At 65.5% G+C, this 18,384-nt stretch carries 17 protein-coding genes; 10 read left to right on the plus strand and 7 right to left on the minus strand.

Translation table 11 applies throughout. The features are described 5' to 3' along the window. Nucleotides 1-237: 237 nt before the first annotated feature. Nucleotides 238-876, plus strand: coding sequence for an IMPACT family protein (locus H6A16_RS10000; protein ID WP_204618767.1), 639 nt, complete (start codon nucleotides 238-240; stop codon nucleotides 874-876). Nucleotides 877-989: 113 nt separating this feature from the next. Next, nucleotides 990-2,270, plus strand: coding sequence for an O-acetylhomoserine aminocarboxypropyltransferase/cysteine synthase family protein (locus H6A16_RS10005; RefSeq protein WP_204618769.1), 1,281 nt, complete (start codon nucleotides 990-992; stop codon nucleotides 2,268-2,270). A gap of 236 nt (nucleotides 2,271-2,506) precedes the next feature. On the opposite strand, the gene H6A16_RS10010 is transcribed toward H6A16_RS10005, so the two are convergent. Both H6A16_RS10010 and H6A16_RS10015 read right to left on the minus strand, forming a co-directional pair. Next, nucleotides 2,507-3,544, minus strand: a complete 1,038-nt coding sequence (locus H6A16_RS10010) for a hypothetical protein (protein WP_204618771.1) — start codon at nucleotides 3,542-3,544, stop codon at nucleotides 2,507-2,509. A 282-nt stretch (nucleotides 3,545-3,826) separates the two neighbouring features. Further along, the gene (locus H6A16_RS10015) at nucleotides 3,827-4,399 is read right to left on the minus strand and encodes a pyridoxamine 5'-phosphate oxidase family protein (protein WP_204618773.1); all 573 of its coding nucleotides are present in this window, start codon (nucleotides 4,397-4,399) and stop codon (nucleotides 3,827-3,829) included. A 291-nt stretch (nucleotides 4,400-4,690) separates the two neighbouring features. Between H6A16_RS10015 and H6A16_RS10020 the strand changes: the two genes are divergently transcribed. After that, nucleotides 4,691-5,644, plus strand: coding sequence for an alpha/beta fold hydrolase (locus tag H6A16_RS10020; protein WP_204618775.1), 954 nt, complete (start codon nucleotides 4,691-4,693; stop codon nucleotides 5,642-5,644). A gap of 82 nt (nucleotides 5,645-5,726) precedes the next feature. Here H6A16_RS10020 and mscL read toward each other — a convergent pair whose 3' ends face one another. Together mscL and H6A16_RS10030 are read right to left on the minus strand one after the other, a co-directional pair. After that, a complete protein-coding gene (gene mscL / locus H6A16_RS10025) occupies nucleotides 5,727-6,200 on the minus strand; it encodes a large conductance mechanosensitive channel protein MscL (RefSeq protein ID WP_204618777.1) in 474 nt (157 codons plus the stop codon). A 234-nt stretch (nucleotides 6,201-6,434) separates the two neighbouring features. Then, nucleotides 6,435-7,517, minus strand: coding sequence for a 6-phosphofructokinase (locus H6A16_RS10030; RefSeq protein ID WP_204618779.1), 1,083 nt, complete (start codon nucleotides 7,515-7,517; stop codon nucleotides 6,435-6,437). Nucleotides 7,518-7,812: 295 nt separating this feature from the next. On the opposite strand from H6A16_RS10030, the gene H6A16_RS10035 reads away from it, so the two are divergent. Together H6A16_RS10035 and H6A16_RS10040 are read left to right on the plus strand one after the other, a co-directional pair. After that, entirely contained in the window at nucleotides 7,813-8,391 is a 579-nt protein-coding gene (locus H6A16_RS10035) for a xanthine phosphoribosyltransferase (protein ID WP_204618781.1), read from the plus strand. 60 nt (nucleotides 8,392-8,451) lie between these two features. Next, complete coding sequence (locus H6A16_RS10040) at nucleotides 8,452-8,832, plus strand: peptide chain release factor family protein (RefSeq protein ID WP_204618784.1); 381 nt, start codon at nucleotides 8,452-8,454, stop codon at nucleotides 8,830-8,832. A 39-nt stretch (nucleotides 8,833-8,871) separates the two neighbouring features. On the opposite strand, the gene H6A16_RS10045 is transcribed toward H6A16_RS10040, so the two are convergent. Together H6A16_RS10045 and H6A16_RS10050 are read right to left on the minus strand one after the other, a co-directional pair. Continuing rightward, complete coding sequence (locus tag H6A16_RS10045) at nucleotides 8,872-9,900, minus strand: diacylglycerol/lipid kinase family protein (protein WP_204618786.1); 1,029 nt, start codon at nucleotides 9,898-9,900, stop codon at nucleotides 8,872-8,874. After that, nucleotides 9,897-11,297, minus strand: coding sequence for a chloride channel protein (locus H6A16_RS10050; protein WP_239458332.1), 1,401 nt, complete (start codon nucleotides 11,295-11,297; stop codon nucleotides 9,897-9,899). The genes H6A16_RS10045 and H6A16_RS10050 overlap by 4 nt, the downstream gene beginning before the upstream one ends. Nucleotides 11,298-11,525: 228 nt before the next feature. Here H6A16_RS10050 and H6A16_RS10055 point away from each other — a divergent pair, with 228 nt between their 5' ends. From H6A16_RS10055 to H6A16_RS10075, 5 genes are all read left to right on the plus strand, one after another. Next, a complete protein-coding gene (locus H6A16_RS10055; protein WP_204618788.1) occupies nucleotides 11,526-12,788 on the plus strand; it encodes a molybdopterin molybdotransferase MoeA in 1,263 nt (420 codons plus the stop codon). Between the two features lie 32 nt (nucleotides 12,789-12,820). Next, a complete protein-coding gene (locus tag H6A16_RS10060) occupies nucleotides 12,821-13,294 on the plus strand; it encodes a MogA/MoaB family molybdenum cofactor biosynthesis protein (protein WP_204618790.1) in 474 nt (157 codons plus the stop codon). 182 nt (nucleotides 13,295-13,476) lie between these two features. After that, complete coding sequence (modA, locus tag H6A16_RS10065; protein ID WP_239458333.1) at nucleotides 13,477-14,346, plus strand: molybdate ABC transporter substrate-binding protein; 870 nt, start codon at nucleotides 13,477-13,479, stop codon at nucleotides 14,344-14,346. Between the two features lie 127 nt (nucleotides 14,347-14,473). After that, nucleotides 14,474-15,979, plus strand: a complete 1,506-nt coding sequence (modB, locus tag H6A16_RS10070) for a molybdate ABC transporter permease subunit (protein ID WP_204618794.1) — start codon at nucleotides 14,474-14,476, stop codon at nucleotides 15,977-15,979. Between the two features lie 3 nt (nucleotides 15,980-15,982). Further along, nucleotides 15,983-17,062: a sulfate/molybdate ABC transporter ATP-binding protein gene (locus tag H6A16_RS10075; protein WP_204618797.1), complete on the plus strand. Its 1,080-nt coding sequence runs from the start codon at nucleotides 15,983-15,985 to the stop codon at nucleotides 17,060-17,062. A 220-nt stretch (nucleotides 17,063-17,282) separates the two neighbouring features. Here H6A16_RS10075 and H6A16_RS10080 read toward each other — a convergent pair. Beyond that, the coding region (locus H6A16_RS10080) for a L,D-transpeptidase family protein (protein ID WP_204618799.1) at nucleotides 17,283-18,384 on the minus strand (1,102 nt) is incomplete at its 5' end.

The following is an 18,384-nucleotide window of genomic DNA, read 5'->3' on the forward strand; positions in this document are numbered from 1 at the left end:
GGTTGGGAGGGGGTCTTGCCTTTGGCCTGGGGGATGTGCGGGTTTGGAACGTTCTTATGGTGGCGAGTGGGTGCTTTGGGAACATGTGGGGCGGGGGAGTGTTCCTATGGCGCATAGTGAGCGGCCCTTGGTGTTCCGTTGGCGCACAGTACTGCGGTGCGGGTTGTGCTCGTGAGGCGAGGCTGGTGGGGTTTTCGCTTAGAATGGTGCGGTGTTGCGTGCGAGGAAGCGAGGGCGATGATGGAAAGCTATATCACGATGCGGAGTGGCGTTGAGGCCACTGGTGAGTTCGTGGATCGCAAGAGCCGGTTTATCGCCCAGCTGGTGCATGTGGAGTGCGAAGAGGAGGCGGCGGCGCACCAGGCGGCCATGAGGGCGCGGCACTATGATGCGCGGCATAACGTGCCGGCGTGGATCTTGGTGGACGGGCGCGAGCGGGCAAGCGACGATGGCGAGCCTCAGCGCACGAGCGGCCTGCCGACGCTCGAGGTGCTGCGCGGTGCCGGGCTGAAGGACGTCTGCTGCGTGACGACGCGCTATTTCGGCGGCACGCTTCTGGGGCCCGGCGGTCTGGTGCGCGCCTACACGGCTGCCGCTCAGGCGGCTGTGGAGAACGCGCGCGCCGAGGGGCTGCTCGTGGAGATGACCAGTGTGGTGCCCGTTGACGTGCGCGTGGCATATCCCTCCTACGAGCAGGTGCTGCGTCTGGCCGAGGGGTCGGGTGCGCATGTGGCGTCGACCGACTTCACCGATGAGGTGTGCCTGCATCTCGTGTTCCGCGAGGGCGAACAGGAGCCGTTTCGCGCGGCTCTGACGGAGCTTTTGGCCGGACGGGAGCGCCTGGAGGTCGGAGCTGCCCGCTTCGCGGAGTTCTGATCGCCTGCCGCCGTGGCGCTTTCGAATTGTTACAACGCACTCTGTGGCGTTGCGTTCGTCCGGTATGCAGTATCCTGTTTCAGATGCACCTACGATTGCAAAGGAGCTCGTATATGACAGAGCATATCGGAACCACCTGTGTCCAGGGTGGATACCGTCCCGGCGACGCCGAGCCGCGCCAGGTCCCCATCTACCAGTCGACCACGTGGAAGTACGATACGTCCGAGCACATGGGTCGCCTGTTCGACCTCGATGAGGCCGGCTATTTCTACACCCGCCTGCAGAACCCCACGAACGACTACGTTGCGGCGAAGATCGCCGAGCTCGAGGGCGGTACGGCGGGCATGCTGACGAGCTCCGGCCAGGCTGCCAACTTCTTCGCCGTGTTCAATATCGCCGGCGCTGGCGACCATGTGGTCGCGAGCTCCGCCATCTACGGCGGCTCCTACAACCTGCTTGCCCACACCATGCGCCGCATGGGGCTCGAGTGCACCTTCGTGTCGCCCGATTGCACCGACGAGGAGCTCGAGGCCGCCTTCCGCCCCAACACGAAGTGCGTCTTCGGTGAGACCATCGCCAACCCCGCGCTCGACGTGCTCGACATCGAGCGCTTCGCCGCTGCGGCCCACGCCCACGGCGTGCCGTTGATCGTCGACAACACGTTCCCCACGCCGGTGATGTGCCGTCCGATCGAGTGGGGCGCCGACATCGTTACGCACTCCACCACCAAGTACATGGACGGCCACGGCACGGCTGTCGGCGGTGCCATCGTCGACTCGGGCAACTTCGACTGGGATGCCCATGCCGACAAGTTCCCCGGCCTGACGACGCCCGACGAGACCTATCACGGTGTGGTCTACACCGAGAAGTTCGGCCAGGCGGGCGCCTACATCACCAAGGCGACCTCGCAGCTCATGCGCGACCTCGGTTCCATCCAGTCGCCGCAGCACGCGTTCTATCTGAATCTCGGCCTCGAGAGCCTGCACGTGCGCATGCCGCAGCATGTGAAGAACGGTCAGGCCATGGCCGAGTTCCTGGCCGAGCATCCCAAGGTCCGCTTCGTGAAGTACCCCGGCCTGCCCGGCGACCCGTGGCACGAGCTCGCCCAGAAGTACATGCCCAACGGCACCTGCGGTGTCGTGAGCTTCGGCTTCAACGGCGGACGCGCCGCTGCCGAGCAGTTCATGAAGAGCCTGAAGCTCGCGCAGATCGCCACGCATGTCGCCGACGCGCGAACCTGCGTGCTGCATCCGGCGAACGCCACGCATCGCCAGATGAACGACGCCGAGCTCGAGGCTGCCGGCATCGCGCCCGATATGGTGCGTCTGTCCTGTGGTATCGAGGCCACCGAGGACCTCATCGCCGACGTCGAGCAGGCGCTGGCCACGGTGTAGCTTCATTCGTTTCGGTTTGCTTCTAGGGCGCCGACAGGTTTTGTTCCTGTCGGCGCCCTGTTCCTTGGTGGCCGTGCAAAATCTGGGGGCTTTGGACGGGATTTTTACCCCGGGTCCATATCGGCAATCAATCTACCTGTATAAACATCGAGGTCATAAGGGCGTTCGTCTCGACCCGGTTCTCAAAATCAATCCAAAGTTTCCGGTTTTTGCACTTGGGACCAGGTCAGAGCGAATCAATAGGAGTCGAGAGCTGAAGTTCTTGCCATCCGGTCGGTCAGCGGCATCCTTACCACCTCGGTTTTTCCACCTGACCGTACTCCAAGAATCAGACGCTCCCAGAGTGCTTTCTGTCGTGCGCGTGTTGCCTCGCTGGTTGTTCTGAAGATACGCCCCTCGCGTTCCTCCATTTGCCGAGCGATGATGTCGAAGCTCTGCCAATCGTGGAGCTGTCCGTTGGTCATCGTAATAAGGTCGATGTCTACGATACGCAGGGCGTTAGCGCGGCGCTTGTCGGATTCGTTCGCTGCCTTTGTCAGGTGATTGTCATCCGCGTCGTATTCAAAATCGGTGCCGCTTAAAAGAAAGAACAGGTCCGAGTACAGGCAGCTCCGTTTTGCCAGCTTGCGCGCTTGCGCGTTGAGCTCGATCTTTCGGTCCATTTCTATGCTGCCGATCGATCGCCCGCCGAGTGTTCGCGGAAGCCGGAAGATGAGCCAAAGCTCGTTTTCTTTAGGTGAGCGAGCGTTGCGCCCGATATACGGGACGACTTCAAGAGCACGTGCCGTACCGGGTGCCTGAGGAATCTGCGACGCAAACTCTTCGATGCTCTTTGGGGTCACCAGCGGTGGGCGCGTGATGAGCCCCTTTCGTCCTTTGGGGTTGACTGCGTATTTGGCTGCAAATTCGGATCCGAGCATGAGTCGGTTTTCGCGATCGCTGCCGCAGCACAGTTGAACAAACGAGAACTCCGGGATGCAGGCATATACGCCGTTGGCAAGATAGACGAGGGATCCGGGAGGAATCGGTGATGTCCAGAGATGGCAGACTACGCTTTTGGTGTGCCGCAGGTCGTTGGCATGAGTGCAAAGCACGTGGAGCGGCAAAGGGAGCCCAAAGTAATCTGCTATTGCGTGTGCTTCTCGGCTTGAGGGGACCTCTAATAGATTGAGCCGCTCAAGGTAGAAGCCTTGCGCTCGGTTGCTTACAAGTAGCTTGGCAAGCTTCTCGATTCTCGTAACTGCAAGTGACGAGACGTTGCAAAGGGCTATCATGCAACCTCCTTTGGGAGGCGTGCACGGAAGAGGGCTGCTTGATTGTAGCGTCGCGTGGCGGCGGTGGAGCGAGAAACCTAATGTCTTACAGTCGCGTTTGCCCCTGGTTGGCGCCTAGTCCGGAACGGGAGAGCAAAAACCGGCGGCTTTGGACGGGTTTTAAGACCGGGTCGAGACGAGCGCCCTTCTGACCTTGGCGTTTACGCAGGTAGAACACTCGTCGATGCGGACTCGGGGCTAAAAAGCCGTCCAAAGTGGCTAGAAAATGCAGCAGGCGGTCCCTTACCCCCGTGCCCGCACAAGCTCGATGGCCTCCTTGCCGGTGAGGCGCACGACGGCGAGCTCGATCATGGCGACCTGCGCGAACTGGTCCTCGATCTCGGCGGCGCGGCCCTCGGGCAGATCGGGGGAGTACTTCTCGGCGAGCGCCTCGATAGCACGCAGGCGCTCGGTGTCGTCCTCGATCACGCGGGCGTACCCAAAGGCCATGGCGCTGCGGAAGTAGGTCGTGTACTCCTCGGGAACGATGCGGTCCTCGTCGATCACCGTGAACGTGGCGCGCCCGTCGGCCGCGAGTGCGTCGAGCTTCGTGCCCGAGCGCGCGCTGTGGAACATGATGCGGCCCACGACAGGCTCGTCGCACGCGGGAGCCCAAGGCGCCAAGCCGTCCGCGGCGAGCGTCTGCTCCCATGCCTCCTCGTCGAGGTAGACGTAGCTCAAGGGCACGCCGTAGGCGAAGCCGCCGGTGTCGGCGCAGCCCGAAAGCGCGAGCACGCCCGCGGTGTTGCGGCGCATGAGGGCGCGCGTTTCCTCGTGGCTCAGCTCCTGACGCGAGCGGCGCATCTTCGTGTACATGGGGCTCCTCCTTGGATCGTGGCTCGTTCGAGCCAGATTGTACCGCGCTGCGGGAAGCGCTCTGCCCCAGTTTCATGACAGTGGACCCCGTCCTAACTGTCATGAAACAAGGGCGACGTCTATCCGCCCTGCCGTTCGCCTGGGGCGCTTCGTGTTGCTCAGCCGCTCACCCGGAAGATTCGCCACCTGGGCGGATAAGACGCTGCCGGCCGCCGATACGGCAGGGCCGCTCGCGCGAAGCGCTATAGGATGTGGGGGAGCAAGAGCACTCCGTCCCCCCCAAGGAGACCCATGAAAACCACGGCCCTCACATACCCCAGCGCCGACGGCACGTCGACCGTATGCGCGTGGCTGTGGGAGCCCGATGCCAATGAGCTCGGCGGCCGCCTGGCGCCCCGTGCGCTCGTGCAGATTGTGCACGGCATGTCGGAGCATGCGGGCCGCTACCTGCCGTTTGTCCAGTTCCTCTGCGCCAACGGGTTCGCCGTGTGCGCGAACGACCACGTGGGACACGGGCATACGGCTGGCTCGCCCGAAAAGCTCGGCCACATGCCGCTGCGCCACGGCGAGGACGTGCTCATTCGGGATGTGCACGCGCTGCGCATGCAGGCGATAGCGCGCCTTGGCATCGCGGTGCCCTATGTGCTCTTCGGCCACTCGATGGGCAGCTTCATCGCGCGCGTGTACCTCACGCGCTATGCGTATGGCGTGCGAGCGGCCATCATCTGCGGCACCGGACAGCAGCCGCGTGCCCTGACGGAGGCGGGGCGTCTGTACTGCGGCTTCATGGCGCGCCTTTGCGGCGAGCACCATATCAGCAAGGTCGCGCACGCGCTCGGTGCGGGCGCTTTCGGTCGCTCCATCAAAGACGCGCGCACGGATGCGGATTGGATCTCAACGGACCCGGCGGTTGTCGACGCGTACCTGGCAGACCCGCTATCGGGCCAGATGTTCACGGTGGGCGCCTATGGAACGCTTGCCCAGCTGGCTATGGACGCCCAGCGCGCAAAGCTTGCCGAGCGCATTCCCCACGATCTTCCCCTGCTGTTCATCGCGGGCGGTGACGATCCGGTGGGGGAGTGCGGCCGCGGTGTGCACCGCGCGGTCGAGCAGTATCGCGCCGCAGGTGTCGAGCGCGTCGAGGAGATCATCTACCCGGGTGCACGCCACGAGATATTGAACGAGCCGATTGCCGGCAAGGTGCAGTCGGATATTCTCGGCTGGCTTGAGCGCCGCGGGCTCTAGCATCCTTCATCGATCGATAACGAAAAAAGGCGCGATCCCAAACGGAACCGCGCCTTCGTGCGAAGCCTTTCGCGTGCAGCCGTTACTCGGCGGCGTTCTCGTAGCCCTCGAGCTTGGAGGTGCAGTGCGGGCAGCGGGTGGCGTCGTCCGCGATCTCCTGCAGGCAGAAGGGGCACTTGCGGGGCTCGGGAGCAGCCTCCTCCTCGGCCTTCTTGGCGAGTCCGGCCTTCTCGATGGCCTTCTCCTTGAGGTCGTTGAAGGTGTTCATGCCCTTGATGATGGTGAACACGGCGACGGCGGTGATCAGGAAGCTGATGATCGCGGAGATGAAGGCGCCGAAGTCGATGGTCTGGCCGTTGAGCACGACGGAAAGGCCCTTGACCTCGGGGTTGCCGCCGATAGCGCTGATGAGCGGCTGGATGATGGAGGACACGAGGGAGTTCACCACAGAGGTGAACGCGCCACCGATGATGACACCGACGGCCAGGTCGACGACGTTGCCGCGGCTGATGAACTCGACAAACTCCTCAACGATGCTCTTCTTGTCTTTAGCCATGGTTCTCCTTTTGTAGGCGATGGGTGCAGAAAAAACCAAACCGTCATTATGACGTGTTCGACCGTGCATACCAGCCCATTCAACTAATGGATGAAGTCAGCACGGCACTGAGGGTTTAATCGAGCGTCTGGGTATAAATCACCAATTACGGCAGCGCAAAGGCGATGCAAAAAACGGCGGCCGCCCGGGTGGGACGGCCGCCGTCGATCGGATACCGATTAGCGAGCGAACGCGCTACTCGTCGCCGAAGCTGATGCCGAGCGCCTTTGCCTCGCGGATGAGGTCGCACTCGGGGTCGACGTACTTGAGCTTTCCCGCGACCTCGGAAAGCGGCGTGCGGGTCATCTTGCCGCCGATCTGGGCAATCATGTAGCCGAACTCGCCCTCGAGGCAGCCGAGCGCCGCCTCGGCGCCGCACTGGGTGGCGAACACGCGGTCCTGCGCGTCGGGCTCGCCGCCGCGCTGGGTATGGCCGGGAATGGCGACGCGGGTCTCGCGGCCGGTCTTCTCCTCGATCTCCTTGGCGATGTCGTAGACGATCGACGGGGAGGTGCGGGCGGCGATCTTCTTCTTGTACTCCTTCTTGGAGAGCTTCGCGTCCTCCTTGGAGATGGCGCCCTCGGCGACCGCCACGATGGTGAAGCGGCTGCCGCGCTCCATGCGGCGCTCGATGGTGGCGATGACGTTCTTCATGTCGAACGGGATCTCGGGGATCAGGATGACGTCGGCGCCGCCGGCAACGCCCGCATACAGCGGGATCCAGCCGACCTTGTGGCCCATGATCTCGATGACGAACACGCGGCCGTGGCTCGATGCGGTGGTGTGGATGTTATCGATGCATTCGGTTGCCACCTCGACGGCGCTCGAGAAGCCGAAGGTCCTCTCGGTGCCCCAGGTGTCGTTATCGATGGTCTTGGGCAGGGCGATGACGTTCAGGCCCTCCTGCGACAGGCGGTTGGCGGTCTTGGTGGAGCCGTTGCCGCCGAGCATGAACAGGCAGTCGAGCTTGAGCTTGTGGTAGGTCTGGACCATGGCCGGGACCTTCTCGACGCCGTCGGCCTCGGGGATGTCGAGGTTCTTGAACGGCGTGCGGCTCGTGCCCAGGATGGTGCCGCCGCGCGTGAGGATGCCGCTGAAGTCGTGCGAGGTCATGACGCGGAAGCGGCTGTAGATGAGGCCCTGGTAGCCGTCCTCGAAGCCGTAGATCTCGAGGTTGTCCTTGCCGACCTTGTTCTCGAGCGTCTTGACGATGCCGCGCATCGTGGCGTTCAGCGCCTGGCAGTCGCCACCGCTGGTAAGAAGACCGATCCTCAGCATAGTGTCCCCCTTGTTGTCGATGTGTTGACGCAGTGTGAGTGTAGCGCAACCCGCGCCGCCCGAAGGCCGCGGGAGGGGAGAAGTTCAGGTGCCTTGGCATTTTGGCGGCATGCGCGTCACGTCGGCAACCCCGATGCGCGTTCGCTTTGGCCACCTGAAGGCGCCGGATTGCCGGTGCGGGCCGAAATAGCTGCCGTCTTGCGCGTCTTGCCAGTTTGAGCGTCCGTCGACGTGGTATCCTGCTTGCAGCAGTTTTGGGCACACACGCCGCATGGCGGCTGAGGGGGCATGAGATATGAAGGAACTTGAGGATCGCATCCGCCAGGACGGTATCGTGAAGGCCGGAAACGTACTCAAGGTGGACGCGTTTCTCAACCACCAGTGCGACGTCGAGCTGTTCGACCGCATGGGCGCCGAGTGGGCCCGCCTGTTCGCCGGCGCGCCCATCAACAAGATCCTGACCATCGAGGCGTCGGGCATCGGCATCGCGTGCGTCGCTGCGCGCCACTTCGGCAACGTGCCCGTGGTCTTCGCCAAGAAGGCGCAGTCCATCAACCTCGACGGCGAGCAGTACTCCACGACGATCTACTCCTTCACCAAGAAGCGCGAGTTCCCGGTCATCGTCGGCCGTCGCTTCCTCAACCCCGAGGACCACGTGCTCATCATCGACGACTTCTTGGCCAACGGCTGCGCCCTCGAGGGCCTCATCACTATCGTGGAGAGCGCCGGCGCCACGGTCGAGGGCATCGGCATCGCCATCGAGAAGGGCTTCCAGGGCGGCGGCGACAAGCTGCGCCAGCAGGGCTATCGCGTGGAGAGCCTGGCGCGTCTGGTCGGTATGGACGACGAGACGGGCGAGCTGACCTTCGGCTAGCGCTTCCGCGCCGTCCGGAGCCGTTCGGGGCCGAATATATCGCCCGGCGAGGGAGGGCGCATGAGCGAGAGCAATCTGGACCATAGGGCTTACGCCGCCTTCGCGCGGCAAAGCGACGACGAGATCGCCCGCGCCTGCGAGGTGCAGGTCTTCCATGCGCATGGACCGGGCGGCCAGGGCGTCAACACGTCCGACTCGGCCGTGCGCATGCATCACGTGCCGACAGGGATCACGGTCGTGTCGCGCGAGAGCAGAAGCCAGTATCGCAACCGTCAGCTGTGCGTGGCTAAGCTGCGCGCCATATTTGAGCGCCGTGCCCGCCCGCCGCGTGTCCGCAAGAAGACAAAGGTCCCCACATCGGCAAAGCGCAGGCGCCTTGCCGACAAGCGCATGCACGCGCAGAAGAAGGCGGCGCGCCGCCGCGTGACGGGTGAGGACTAGCGCCGCGGGCAGAATGTTCGGATAGGCGGACTCGTGCCTCTATTTCTGCTCGGGCGTATCGGCGTCGGCCTTTGCCTGCTTGGCCTTCGCGCGGGGCTTGAGCACCGTGAGCGCGCCGGGCAGGATACCGATCGCGATGCGCGACGCCTCGACGCGCTCGCCGTCGGCCTGGGCCGGATAGGGCTCGGCCTCCTCGAACGAGACCGTTACGGAGCGAGCGCGCAGGATATGCGTGTGCGCGGCGTGCGTGTGCCGGCCGAACTTCGCGGACAGCAAAAGCGGTAGCGCGCGCGAGCGCGGCATGGGGCCGCTCACATAGCAGATGTCGAGCAGACCGTCGGCCGGATCGGCCTTGGGGCAGATCTTGAACCCCGAGCCGTAGGTGGGGCCGATCTGCACGGCGAACGTCACCGTGCGCATGCGCTCGGCGGGTGCACCGTCGATCGACACCATCGCCGGGAAGTCCCGGTATCCGCGCCCGAGCGCCTTCATGCCGCTGAGCAGGTAGAGCGGGTCGCCGGCGAGGCCCGTCTGCTTGCGCAGGCCGAAGGTTCCCAGCGCGATGGCCGCATCCATGCCATACGAGAAGGTCTGGACGAAATGCTCCGTGACCGTGGCGCCCGATGTGCCGGTGCACTCGAGCCGCCCGATGTCGATTGGGGTGCGCTCGCAGTCGAGCAGGGCCGCCATGTCGTCGTCGCGCGAGACCTCGGGCATGCCGAGGGTGCGCGCGTAATCGTTGCCCGAGCCTACCGGCACGATACCGAGAGCGGGGCGCGCCGAGGGCCGGATGTGCATGAGGCCGCCGGCCACCTCATGGGCGATGCCGTCGCCGCCCACGGCGAGCACCGTGTCGTAGCCGGCAGCGCGCGATGCGAGGGCGATGGCCTGGCGGGGCCGCTCGGTCTGCACGAGGTCGAAGGCGCCCTGATCGTGCAGGTAGAGCTTCAAGAAGCGCTGCAGGCGCTCGCCGATCTCCGCTGCGGCGCCCGACTGGGCGGCGGGGTTCACGATGATCAGGGTGCGGCCGAGCGTGGAGCGCGCGGCCTGCACGGGATGCTTGCTCATCTTCCGTCGTCCTCCTCATCCGCCGTGCGATGGCGTTCGATGGCGGTTTCGACCGTGATGCCCTCGTCGGATTCGAGCGAGCGTCGCTTGGGCGTCACGATGCGCTGGGCGGGGTAGACGCCGCGGTGCCCGGCAACGAGGTAGCTAATGAAGGCGACGATGACGAAATACGCCGTGCCGCCGCCTCCGAACATGTCGACGGAGAGCATGACGGTGGTGATGGGAACGTTGAGGGCCGCGCCGAAGACGCCGATCATGCCGAGGGCGGCCATGAAGCTCGGGTTCGCGTCGGTGAGGTTGGCGATCCAGCCGCCGAGCGCCGCGCCGATGCCGAACAGCGGCGTGACCTCGCCACCCTGGTAGCCGGCACCGAGCGTGAGCGCGGTGCAGACGAGCTTGGCGATGACATCGAGCGGCCCGGTCTGCCCCTCGAAGCCCGCCGTGACGAGCCATTCGGACAGGCCGCCGTAGCGGTAGAGGTCAAAGACGACGTAGACGGTGAGCAGGGCGAGCGAGCCCACGAGCGCCGCGACGAGGTAGTTTTCGATCCGCATGCTATAGAAGCGCTTGACCGTGCGGATGGCGAACGAGAACAGCCGCGCCGCGAGGCCGAACACCACGGCGGAGACGATGACGAGCGCCATGGTCTCGACATCCATGGCGGGGAAGTACGACACCGCGTTGAAGGTGTGCTGCACGCCGAGCGTGCGCGCCGTCAGGTCGCCGACGAACGAGGCGGCAAGGCAGTAGATGCCCGCGCTGTAGTTGAGCTTGCCGATCGTGCACATCTCCATACCGAAGAAGGCGCCGGCGAGCGGCGTGCCGAACACCCCGCCGAAGGCGGCGGAGATGCCGGCGAGCATGAGGTCCTGCCGGTCGCGCCCGTCGAGCTTGAAGATACCGGCTATATTGCTCGCGATGGTCCCGCCGATCTGCACCGCGGTGCCCTCGCGTCCGGCCGAGCCTCCGGCGAGATGGGTGGCAACCGAGCAGACGAAGGTGAGCGCCGCCATGCGCGCGTGGATGGGCGTGCCGGTCAGCGAGCTGTCGATGACGAGGTTGTTGCCCCGCGCGGAGCGCAGCCCGTGGTTGCGGTAGATCCACGCGGTGGCGAGGTTGACGATGGGCAAGAGCGCGAAGAGCAGCAGGTTGTGCTCGCGCGCGCCGGTCACGATGTCGAGCGAGGTCAGAAACGCCCAGGCGGCGGCGCCCATGAGGACGGCGACTAGCACCGTGAGCGCGAGGGTACGCAGACTTGCCCGCATGTTCGACCAGTCGCGAGCGGCGTCGCCGGCGAGCATGCGCTCCGCATGCGCGAGCTCGAGGCCGAGCGTGCTCACAAAGCCCGAGCCATGGCGGCGCATGCGGCTCAGGCGCTCTGGTGATAATCCGGGCATGGGGCTCCTTACGAGGTCGGGGGTACGCGTGCATTATACGAGTTTGCGGTAGTGCGGCTTAGCTCTTTTACCCGCCGATACCTTCCGGTCATCTTGTCTGCGGCGCCCGTTCGCATTTGGGCTGCGGCGGCGATTCTCCCCATGAGAAAGCGGCAGGTGGCACTATACTCTGTTGAGAATATTGAAGCATCCGCCGCCTGCCGCTGCAGGGGCTGGAGAGGAGAGTCCATGGCAGAGAACATGATCGCGCTCGAGCGCGCCCAGGCCATCGTGCTGGAGCACGTGCGCCCGACCGACGTGGAGACCGTCGCGGCCTGGCGCGCCGTCGGGCTTCCGCTCGCTCAGGACGCCCTGACCGATATCGATCTGTCGCCTTTCGCCAACAGCGCGATGGACGGTTACGCCCTGCGAAGCGCCGACATCGCCGCCGCCTCCGCCGAAGCTCCGGTGACGCTCGAGGTCGTGGGCCATGAGGCGGCAGGGCACGTGTTCGCCGGGACGGTGGGCGAGGGCCAGGCCGTGCGCATCATGACGGGCGCGCCCGTTCCCGCCGGCGCCGACGCCGTCGTGAAGTACGAGGACGTCACGGTCGAGGGCGGCGACGGCAACGAGGGCTCGCGTGCGGTGTTTCGCGCGCCCGCCCCGGTGGGTGCCAACATCCGCGAGGCGGGCCTGGAGGCCCGCAAAGGCGAGGCGGTCATGCGCGCCGGCGAGGTCGTGAGCGCCGCGGGCGCGGGTCTTCTGGCATCCGCGGGTTGCATGGAGGTGCCGGTCCATCGTGCGCCGGTCGTGGGCATCATCTCGCTCGGTACCGAGATCGTGGCGCCCGATGCGGTTCCGGCATTCGGTCAGATCCGCGACGCCAACGCCTCCGCTCTCATGGCGTCGGCGCTCGCAGCGGGGGCTGAGCCCCGCTTCTTCGGCATCGCGCCCGATGACGAGGATACCATCTGCAAGCTCGTACTCGAGGCGGCGGAAAGCTGCGACATGGTGGTCACGAGCGGCGGCGCGTCGGCGGGCGACTACGACTACGTGACCGCGTTCATGCGCCGCGAGGGCGAGGTGCTGTTCGACCGTATCTCGATGCGTCCTGGCAAGGCCATCACCTTCGGCACGCTGCGCGGCGTTCCGTTTTTGGGCCTGTCGGGCAACCCGGCTGCCGCCTACGTCGGCTTCGAGATGCTCGCGCGCCCGGCCATCCGCAAGATGCGCGGCTTTGCCGACCTCACGCGCCCCGTTCAGCAGGCGCGCGTCCTGCACGATGTGCGCAAGCGCCAGGACCGCCGCTTCTACAATCGCGCGCACGTGGAGCGCGACGGCGAGACCGGCGAGCTCGTCGTGCGCGAGGCACATTCGCAGAACTCGGCGCTGCTCGGCACCCTGCACCACGCCAACTGCCTGCTCATGGTGCCCGAGGGGCCGGCGGGCTATGCGGCGGGCGATGAGGTGCCCTGCGTGCGCATCGATGTCGAGGAGGGCACGGTCCTGTAGCCGGATCGTGCAAGAAGAGGGGAGCTTGAAGGATGGATATCCGTATCGCGATCGTGACGTGCTCCGACACGCGCGATCTTTCGGCTGACGAGGCGGGCGCTGCGCTCGAGGAGCTTATCGCCCAGGAGGGCTGGACCTGCGCTGGCCACGTGGTCGTGCACGATGAGGTCGACGAGATCTCGGCTGCGATCGTGGCCGCAGCCGACGAGGCACGAGCTGACATCGTGATCACCTGCGGTGGCACCGGGCTTTCGCTGCGCGACGTGACGCCCGAGGCGACGCGTGCCGTCTGCGACCGGGATGTTCCGGGTATCGCCGAGGCCATGCGCGCCTACTCGATGACCAAGACGCGGCGCGCCATGCTCTCGCGCGCCGTGTGCATGCAGCGCGGCGGGTGCCTCGTGGTGAACTTCCCGGGGTCGACCAAGGCGGCACGTGAGTGCTGGGAGGGCATTGCGGACCAGTTCGAGCACGCGGCGAAGATGACGGCGGGCGGCGGGCACTAGCGCCTGAGCAGCGAGGTCTTTGTTGGTATAGGGAGGTCGGCAGCAAAACTATTCTAAAAAGAGAATATAGTCGAAGCCGTATTATTCTGAAACAAGTACAATAGTGCGCGTGGAATCGGCTTCGCGGTTTTGCGGGCCGTCGCATGCGGAAGCATGCGGAAGCGTTCGGGAAGGATCTCATCATGGTCAAGCATTCGATTACTCGCCGCGCCCTCGTTACCATGGGCTGCTCTCTCATGGTTGCGTCCGCGCTCACCGGCTGCGGCAACACGGCTGCCCAGGAGGGAAGCGCGCCTGCCGACACGGGCTCCGCTGCTCCCGCCGAGCAGGTCGAGCTGCAGGTCTTCGCCGCCAACTCGCTGGAGAAGGCCATGCCCGAGGTCGAGGAGCTCTACACCGAGGCCACCGGCGTCACCTTCGCCGACACGCAGTACAAGGGCTCCGGCGACCTCGTCGAGCAGATGCGCGGCGGCGCCCCGGTCGACATCCTCATCACGGCGTCCGCCGGCACCATGGACGATGCTGTGGAGGGTGAGCTCGTCGACGAGTCCACGCGCCAGGACATGTTCGTGAACGACCTTGTGATCGTGTGCGGCGAGGGTTCTGACGTCCAGATCGACTCCCTCGAGGACGTGGCGAACGTCGAGGGCAACATCGCCATCGGCGAGCCGGGTGCGGTGCCCGCGGGCAAGTACGCTAACCAGTCGCTCGCGAGCGTGGGCCTCTACACCAATGCCGACGGCGAGGGCGGCGAGTACGCGCCCGAGATCGCCGACAAGGTGAGCCTGGCCGACAAGGTTGGCACGGCCGCGCAGTACGTGTCGACCGGCGACTGCACCATCGGCTTCGTCTACACCTCCGACGTGTACCGCTACGACGGCATCGAGGTCGCCTACACCTGCCCGGATGACTCGCACAAGCCAATCGTGTACCCCGGCGCCGTGTCCGCCACCTCTAAGAACGCCGAGGCTGCCGCCGACTTCCTCGAGTTCTGCATGACCGACGAGGACGCCCTCGCCATCTGGGCCGAATACGGCTTCGAGCTGGCGTAGCCGACAAGTTGGGGCCAGGTACAATCTTGTCGACAAGAAGGTGCCAGGTCCAAACTTGTCGGGACTGGCGGGGCGAAAGGTGATTGCGGTGACCGGGAGAACAGGTTGGAGATACGGGAGCGGGGGCATGGCCGCCTTCGCGCTCGCTCTGTTGTGTTGCCTTGCGATCGCGTTTGCGCCCCTGCGTGCGTGGGCGGCCGACGAGGACGCTGCGCGCCAGACCCAGGAGGACTCCGCCGTGGACGAACAGGCGGGTTTCGGCCTGAACGGTTTCACGCGCTACAACAAGGGCGCCCAGCGAGCTGTCGACGGTACCGACCTGGGCTACCGCTTTCCGGTGGCGGAGGGCAGCACGGTCGTGATCGTGAACATGCCCGAGAGCATCTGGGTGCATGTCGATGAGGACGCCGCCGAGGCGGCGGGCTTTAGGGCGGATGAGATCGAAGATGTGGAGGCGCTCATCGCCCTGGTCAAGCAACTGGACGAGAGCCATTCCCGCGGCGGCTCGCTTCTTGCCGATGAGCAGAAACCCTGGACGGTGACGATGGAAAACGAGGTGCTCGAGGGCGCTTATCGCTACGTCTTCCGTGCGCGGGCCGGCGAGGGCATCTATACCTCGGTGCAGCCCGCTTATGTCCCGCAGGACTCGACGCCGTCGCAGGAAGCGGCGGTATCTGGGCTCGATCTGGGCGACGGCGCCCTGTGGGTCGATAACGCCGCGCTCGTTGCCGCCGGCGACGTCGCCACGGTGGCTGCGCCCACCTGGCAAGACGAGCTCGTCTCCTTCTTCACCGGCCTGGACATGCGGCCGTTTTGGGTGTCGCTCAAGACGAGCGCGGTGGCCCTTGCCGTGACGTTCGTGCTGGGGCTTGTTGCCGCATGGAAGACCATGGGCACGTCGAGCCGGCTCAAGGGCCTGCTCGACTCCGTGTTCACCATCCCCATGGTGCTGCCGCCCACGGTCTGCGGTTTTCTGCTTCTGCTGCTGTTCGGCCAGTCGACCGCGGTCGGCCGCTGGCTCATCGAGCACGGCGTCGCGCTCGTGTTCACCTGGCCCGCCGCCGTGATCAGCGCCCTCGTGGTGTCGTTCCCCCTTATGTACCGCACCGCGCTCGGCGCCTTCGAGGGGCTCGACGCCCAGATGCTTGACGCCGCCCGCACGCTCGGGTGGTCGGAGCGGCGTATCTTCGCCCGCCTCATGCTGCCGCTCGCCTGGCCGTCCATCGCCGCGGGAACCGTGCTCGCGTTCGCGCGCGCCATGGGCGAGTTCGGCTGCACCCTGTTTTTCGCCGGCAACTACGCGGGCGAGACGCAGACCATCCCGATAGCCATCTACTTCGAGTGGATGAGCGGCAACACCGACGTCGCGCTGTTCTGGGTGGTCGTGGTCATCCTCTTCAGCTTCCTGGTCATCCTGTTCATCAACATCTACACTGCGCGCTCGCAGCGCTATCGGGCGCGCGGCATCACGCGTGCCGAGCGCCGTGCGCTGGCGGGCGCAGGCGCCTCCGACGGCCTTGCACAGAGCACCGATGCACTTGAGGAACACGGTGGCGATGCGCTGCGCATCAACCGTGCGGCGCTGGCCGAGTTGCTGCTGGGCGATGACGCGCCCGCCGAAAGGGGGCGCTAGGTCATGTCGCTTTCGCTCGACATCAAGAAGCGCTACCCCGGCTTCACGCTCGATGTGGCACTCGAGGCGGGGGAGGAGCGCATCGGCCTGCTCGGCGCGTCGGGCTGTGGCAAGAGCTGCACGCTGCGCTGCATCGCCGGCGTGGAGACGCCCGACGAGGGCCGCATCGTGGTGAACGGGGTCACGTTCTTTGATTCCGCAGCCGGCATCAACCTCACGCCGCAGCAGCGCAAATGCGCCCTGCTGTTCCAGAACTACCAGCTGTTCCCCAATCTGACGGTTGCCGATAACGTGTGCGCGGGCATGGACCGCGGGCGCGACGCGGCGCGCCGGCGCGAGGACGCCCTGCGGTTTCTGGAGATCTTCGGCATGGGCGACTATGCCGATCGCTATCCTGCGCGGCTGTCGGGCGGCCAGCAGCAGCGCGTGGCGCTCGCGCGCATGCTCGCGGCGCGGCCGGGGATCCTCATGTTCGACGAGCCGTTCTCCGCGCTCGACTCCTATCTCAAAAGCGCGCTCGAGCAGAACCTGCTCGACGTGTTCTCCGTCGTGAAGCGCACGGTGCTCTACGTGAGCCACGACATCGACGAGGCATGCCGCCTCTGCGAACGCATCGCCGTCATGCACAACGGGCGCATCGAGGAGGTCGGCGGCGTTTCCGAGCTCATGGAGCGGCCTGCGACCTTGGCGGCCCTGCGTCTGACGGGCTGCAAGAACACGAGTCCTGCCGAGAAGGTGGGGCCTACATCGGTGCGCGCGCTCGATTGGGGCATGACGTTCGACGTGGGTCGCGAGGTGCCCGACGATGTGGCCTACCTTGGCATTCGCGCAAGCTACTTCCATGTCGACCGCGACCGCGCTGCCGGCGAGCGCGGCCGCAACAGCTACGATCTTCCCGTCGCGCGCGTGAGCGACTCGCGGTTCGAGCGGCTCGTGTTGCTCGACGTCCCGCGCGCCGACGCACCGAGCCGCTTGCAGTGGCGTGTGAACAAGGTCGGAACCCCAGAGTCCGAGCTGCCCCACGAAGGCGATGTCCTGCGCATGCATTTCGACGCCCGCCGCATCCACCTCGTCACAAGGTGACAGGTAGGACGGGGCCAGCTGTCATGTTTTTGTTTTCGGCCGAAGCGTGACAGGTAGGACGGTTTCAGTTGTCATGCTTTTGCCGGCCGAGCGCATCCTCGCGGTCGTCTTCAGAACATGACAGGTAGGACGGGGTCCACTGTCATGAAAACCCCGGCAGGCGCACTCGGATTGCCGCCTGCCGGGGTTTATGACACTGGGCCCCGTCCTACCTGTCATGCTATCGGATGTAGACCGGGGTGCCGTTCGGAAGGTTGTTGTAGAGCCATTTGGCATCGGAGACCGTGAGGCGTACGCAGCCGTGCGACGCGGGGCGCCCCAGGCGCACGGCCTCGGAGGGCACGTAGGCACCGCTCCGGTCGAACGGCACGCTGTGGAACAGGTAATCGCCCCAGAACTGCACGTAATAGCGGCCGCCCAGACCCGATCGGCTCATGAACGACGATCCGCGCCCCGTGACGCGATAGGTGCCGCGCGGTGTGCTGTTGTTGACGCCCGTCGAGCAGATCATCGCGTAGAGCACGGTCTCGCCGTCGCGCACGAGCGTGACCTGATTCGCGATGTCGACGAGCACGTTGAGGTTGCGCCGGCCGGCGAGCGAGGGGTAGGCGCCGCCGCTCGCATCCATCCAGTCGTTCATGGGCATGCCCTCGTACCAGCGGCCGCTCGTGCGGGCGAAATACCGCCAGGTGCCCCAATCGGGCACGTAGGTCATGCCGTAGCTCACCCCGCCGTCGACCGGGTTGAGGTAGTACCACGCGCCGTCGATGTGAGTGAGGCCGTGCGCCATGATGCCCGTGTACTTGTCGTAATAGACCCAGCGCGCGGACGATCCCTCGCCCACGACGGCAAAGCCGTAGACCATCGCGCCCGTGTGGATGTCGAACAGGTACCAGCCGGTGTGCTCCTCGTCGTAGTCGACATACGCCTCGCCGTGGGCCATCTTGCCGTTGATCCAGTCGTAGTAGACCCACTTGGGGCCGTTCGCGTCCCTCACGAGCGTGATGCCCTTGGACATCGCGCCGGTGACCTCGTCGAAGTGGTACCAGGCGTCGTAGCGGTAGTCCTCACCCTTGACCATCCGGGCATTCTCGTCGAAGCGCACCCATTTTCCGCCCGCGTCGCGGTCGCTCTCGTCGATGGGGATAAAGACGTCCTTGCCGCGCGCGATGCTGCCGTCGGCATCGGCCCAGTACCAACCGTCGGTTCCCTCGTCGTAAAACGCGTGGTCGCGGACCATCTCGCCGTTCTCGTACCAAGCGGTGCGGTCGGCGTTCCAGCCGAACTCGGGAGTGGGGCTGGGGTCGTTCGGCTCGGGGGTG

The sequence above is a fragment of the Collinsella tanakaei genome (assembly GCF_016900375.1).
GTDB lineage: Bacteria > Actinomycetota > Coriobacteriia > Coriobacteriales > Coriobacteriaceae > Collinsella.

Bases quoted from the DNA above. Each gene is read 5' to 3' on its own strand.
- H6A16_RS10000 (WP_204618767.1), top strand. From the start codon at position 238: ATGATGGAAAGCTATATCACGATGCGGAGTGGCGTTGAGGCCACTGGT.
- H6A16_RS10005 (WP_204618769.1), top strand. From the start codon at position 990: ATGACAGAGCATATCGGAACCACCTGTGTCCAGGGTGGATACCGTCCC.
- H6A16_RS10010 (WP_204618771.1), bottom strand. From the start codon at position 3,544: ATGATAGCCCTTTGCAACGTCTCGTCACTTGCAGTTACGAGAATCGAG.
- H6A16_RS10015 (WP_204618773.1), bottom strand. From the start codon at position 4,399: ATGTACACGAAGATGCGCCGCTCGCGTCAGGAGCTGAGCCACGAGGAA.
- H6A16_RS10020 (WP_204618775.1), top strand. From the start codon at position 4,691: ATGAAAACCACGGCCCTCACATACCCCAGCGCCGACGGCACGTCGACC.
- mscL (WP_204618777.1), bottom strand. From the start codon at position 6,200: ATGGCTAAAGACAAGAAGAGCATCGTTGAGGAGTTTGTCGAGTTCATC.
- H6A16_RS10030 (WP_204618779.1), bottom strand. From the start codon at position 7,517: ATGCTGAGGATCGGTCTTCTTACCAGCGGTGGCGACTGCCAGGCGCTG.
- H6A16_RS10035 (WP_204618781.1), top strand. From the start codon at position 7,813: ATGAAGGAACTTGAGGATCGCATCCGCCAGGACGGTATCGTGAAGGCC.
- H6A16_RS10040 (WP_204618784.1), top strand. From the start codon at position 8,452: ATGAGCGAGAGCAATCTGGACCATAGGGCTTACGCCGCCTTCGCGCGG.
- H6A16_RS10045 (WP_204618786.1), bottom strand. From the start codon at position 9,900: ATGAGCAAGCATCCCGTGCAGGCCGCGCGCTCCACGCTCGGCCGCACC.
- H6A16_RS10050 (WP_239458332.1), bottom strand. From the start codon at position 11,297: ATGCCCGGATTATCACCAGAGCGCCTGAGCCGCATGCGCCGCCATGGC.
- H6A16_RS10055 (WP_204618788.1), top strand. From the start codon at position 11,526: ATGGCAGAGAACATGATCGCGCTCGAGCGCGCCCAGGCCATCGTGCTG.
- H6A16_RS10060 (WP_204618790.1), top strand. From the start codon at position 12,821: ATGGATATCCGTATCGCGATCGTGACGTGCTCCGACACGCGCGATCTT.
- modA (WP_239458333.1), top strand. From the start codon at position 13,477: ATGGTCAAGCATTCGATTACTCGCCGCGCCCTCGTTACCATGGGCTGC.
- modB (WP_204618794.1), top strand. From the start codon at position 14,474: ATGGCCGCCTTCGCGCTCGCTCTGTTGTGTTGCCTTGCGATCGCGTTT.
- H6A16_RS10075 (WP_204618797.1), top strand. From the start codon at position 15,983: ATGTCGCTTTCGCTCGACATCAAGAAGCGCTACCCCGGCTTCACGCTC.